The sequence below is a fragment of the Protofrankia sp. CiP1_Cm_nod2 genome (assembly GCF_920664355.1).
Classification (GTDB): Bacteria; Actinomycetota; Actinomycetes; order Frankiales; family Frankiaceae; genus Protofrankia.
Map to the genome: position 1 here is coordinate 1 of NZ_CAKKTL010000114.1, position 3471 is coordinate 3471.

A 3471-nucleotide genomic window follows, 5' to 3' on the forward strand; every position below is an offset into this window, starting at 1 on the left:
ACGCCACGGCCGGCCGCCCGGCGCGCGTGGGCGACGGCCGCCCGGCCCGCCCAGGTGCCCGACGACAACGCCCACGCGGAGTTCTGGGCGCCGCCCCCGGAGGTGGCGCCCGCCACCAGCTCCCGGGTGGCCGCGTCACCGGCGGCGAACAGCCCCGGCACCGTGGTCGCGCAGTCGTCGTCGACGATCCGCAGGCCACCGGTACCGCGGATCGTCCCCTCGCAACGCAGGGTGACCTCGAACAGGTCGGTGTACGGGTTGATCCCCTTCCGGTCGAAGGGAAGCATGAAATTGGGCTGCACCCTCGGCATCTGCCGCTGGATGTGTTGCGGGGTGCGGTCGAGCCGGGTGTACACCGGGCCGGCCAGCATCGCCCGGGCCAGGGTTTCGGTGTGCAACGGCCTGCCCAGGGGGATTTCCTGGCCGTCGGCGTCGAAATAGGTACCGAACAGATAGGACATTGACCGGGTCATCGTCGACCACGCCGGCGACAGCGTGTAATAGTTGGAGAACTCCATACCGGAGAGCTCCGCCCCCGCCTCGACCGCCATCAGATATCCGTCCCCGGTGTTGTTCTGCGAGCCGAGCAGCCGGGAGGCGAAACCGCAGCCGCCGGTCGCCAGCACGACCGCGCCGGCGGCGACCTGATAGTCCGCCCCGGGCTGATGGCCCTCGCCGGGCTGCCGGCGCACCCCGTGGACGCCCGCCACCGAGCCGTCGGCGTGGACGAGCAGCTCGAGCACGGGGCTGTGGTCGAGGATGCGCACGCCCGCGCGCCTGACCAGCCGCCGCATGGCCCGCAGATACTCCGGGCCGCGCACCGTCCGGTACTGGGTGGCCCCGTCGTCGTCGGTGGGAAAGCGGAACGTCTCACCGATGGTGGGCAGCAGCTCCCAGGTCTGGGCGAGAACGCGGCGCATCCAGCTTTCCTCGCCCAGCCCGAAAGCCCTGGCCTGGCGTTCCCGTAACGCCTCGGCGCGGTCCTGTTCCCGCGGCGGCACCCACCAGTGGCCGACCCCGGCGGTCGCCGTCACACCACTCGTACCGCAGTAGCCCTTCTCCGCCAGGACGACCGTGCCACCCTGACGGGCGGCGGCCAGGGCAGCCCACGTGCCGGCCAGCCCGCCACCGACGACGACCACGTCGGCGTGCAGGTCCCACGGCACCACATCCAACGGCGCCGCGTCCAACGGCGCGGTACCCAACGGCGCGGTGCCTAACGACTCCACGTGCTGGGACGTCACGGGGTCATCACCGGTGCTCCACCATCCTTTTCCCCTTCTCGCTTTTCCCGCCGGGCCGCCGGCGGCGCGACACAGTCAGCACACCGCCTTTGATGACCGTCCTTCAGCCCTTGGCCGGGCTGTCCCTTCTCACGGCGATAGAGCGATAGAGAAGATCCGGTTCCGGACGGTCAACGGGGACAGTGACCGCCGCCAGCGGCGTCCGCGGGAACGGCGTCCACCCTCACGGCCGGAGGAAAGCCTGCGGGCAAACGGTCCGTCACCAGCCGATCGCGGCCAGCGTCTCAGTCACGAAAGAAGATCGGAAGAACGAATGTGCCGGGACCTATCGACACAGACAGCTGTCGCTGCGCGCGAAGTCGACACAGCGACGCCGGACCAGGCGCGTTCCGACCGACATGTGAACCACTTTTCCCACTGACCGTCCGTGCGTCAAGGCTTCCGGCCTGTGTCACGCCCGGCCGGGCAACGGCCACCCGGTCACCATCCGTGGACGGTTCCGGCTTCGTCACCGCCCGTCGCGGGTGGACCGGCACGCAAAGGCAGACCGACGGATCACCAGCGGACGGAGGCCCGCGGATCGTCCTCATACCGGACGTCCGCGCGGTAGCCGCCGTGCGTCTGCTGGCCGGGCCCCGGCTGGACGTGGAGGCGCTGCCACCAGTGGTCGGCGCCGGCGCGGTCCCGGGCGTCGCGCCGGGCCGCCGCCCGGGAGCTGATCGCCGCGGCGGCCGCCGGCTCGTGGCGGGCGAACGACAGCAGCATGCCCACCGTGAGCATCGTCGGGACCAGCGCGGAGCCGCCGAAGGACACCAGCGGCAGCGGGATGCCGGTGATCGGCAGCAGCCCCACCACCGCCCCCATGTTGACCACCGCCTGGCCGATGATCCAGCCGGTGGCCGCCGCGGCGGCGAGCTGGATGAACGGGTCGGTGCTGCGGTGGGCGACCCGGATGCCGGCGAACCCGAGCACGGCGAAGAGCATGACGACGACCAGCGTGCCGAGCAGGCCCAGCTCCTCCCCGATGATGGCGAGGATGAAGTCGGTGTGGGCGTTGGGCAGCAGCCCCGGCCACTTCTCCCGGGAGGCTCCGAGGCCCTCCCCCCACCAGCCTCCGGAGGCCAGCGCGTACAGGCCCTGCACGGCCTGGAAGCCGGTGTCGTGGGCGTCCGCGAAGGGGTCGCGGTAGGACATCAGCCGTTCCAGCCGGTACGGCTCCCGGACGGCCAGGATGGTCCCGACCGCCAGGATCGCCCCACTGAGCGCGGCGAACACCCGCAGTGGCGTCCCGACCACCCACAGCAGGGTGAGCAGGACCGTGAGCACCACGATCGTCGTGCCCATGTCCGGCTCAAGCATGATCAGAACAGAGATCAGCAGCGCGCCGGGGACGAGCGGCACCAGCAGGTGCTTCCACTCCCCCAGCAGCTTGCGTTTGCGTACCAGCAGATCGGCGCCCCACAGGACGAGGGCGAGTTTCGCGATCTCGCTGGGCTGCAGCGTGTACGGCCCGAGCTCGATCCACCGCTGGGCGCCGTTGAGCGACTTGCCGAGCGGCGTCAGCACGACCAGCAGCAACAGCAGGGAAACGACCATCGTGGGATAGGCCAGCAGCCGGAACACCCGGACCGGCAGCCGGCTGCCGAGCACCAGCAGGGGCAGGCCGATACCCACCCAGGTCGCCTGGCGGGCGAACACCGCGTACGGGGAGCCCAGCTCCTCGAAAGCACGCACACTGGAGGCGGAAAGCACCATGATCAGACCGAGCAGCAACAACAGGCCGGCGGAGAACAGCAACAGGTAGTAGGACGCCAGCGGCCGGGCCAGCAGCGGCACCCGGTCGCCGTCACCGCCGCCCGCGGCCGGCCGGGAAACACCGGGCCGGGGCGGGCTCGTCATCAGACCGGTCATGCCACTCACCCCGACACCCTCCCCGGCACCATCCCCGGCTCCATCCCCGGCACGTCCTTTCGTTCTCGCCCCCGACGAATCCCCGGAGCACCGGGACGAACGCACCCCGGCGCGGAACGCCGTCACGCCTTCCCCCGAATAGTCCACGCCGGAGGCCCTTTCGACACCGACCATCGCGGGCGTGTCGGGCATCGGCCCACGGAACCACCGGACACACCGAACAACAATCAACCCTGCGGAGTCGCCCGGATATGCGAAGCAGCACACCATCGCAACGGTGATACGTGTTGCCGTAACCGACTCACCGACTCACCGG

2 protein-coding genes are annotated in these 3471 nt (G+C 70.7%); both read right to left on the minus strand.

All coding sequences use genetic code 11. The features are described 5' to 3' along the window. The coding region (locus NBW84_RS13930) for an FAD-dependent oxidoreductase (RefSeq protein WP_445548714.1) at nucleotides 1–1166 on the minus strand (1166 nt) is incomplete at its 3' end. Between the two features lie 633 nt (nucleotides 1167–1799). Beyond that, complete coding sequence (gene ftsW / locus NBW84_RS13935; RefSeq protein WP_250285169.1) at nucleotides 1800–3155, minus strand: putative lipid II flippase FtsW; 1356 nt, start codon at nucleotides 3153–3155, stop codon at nucleotides 1800–1802. Between the last annotated feature and the right edge of the window lie 316 nt (nucleotides 3156–3471).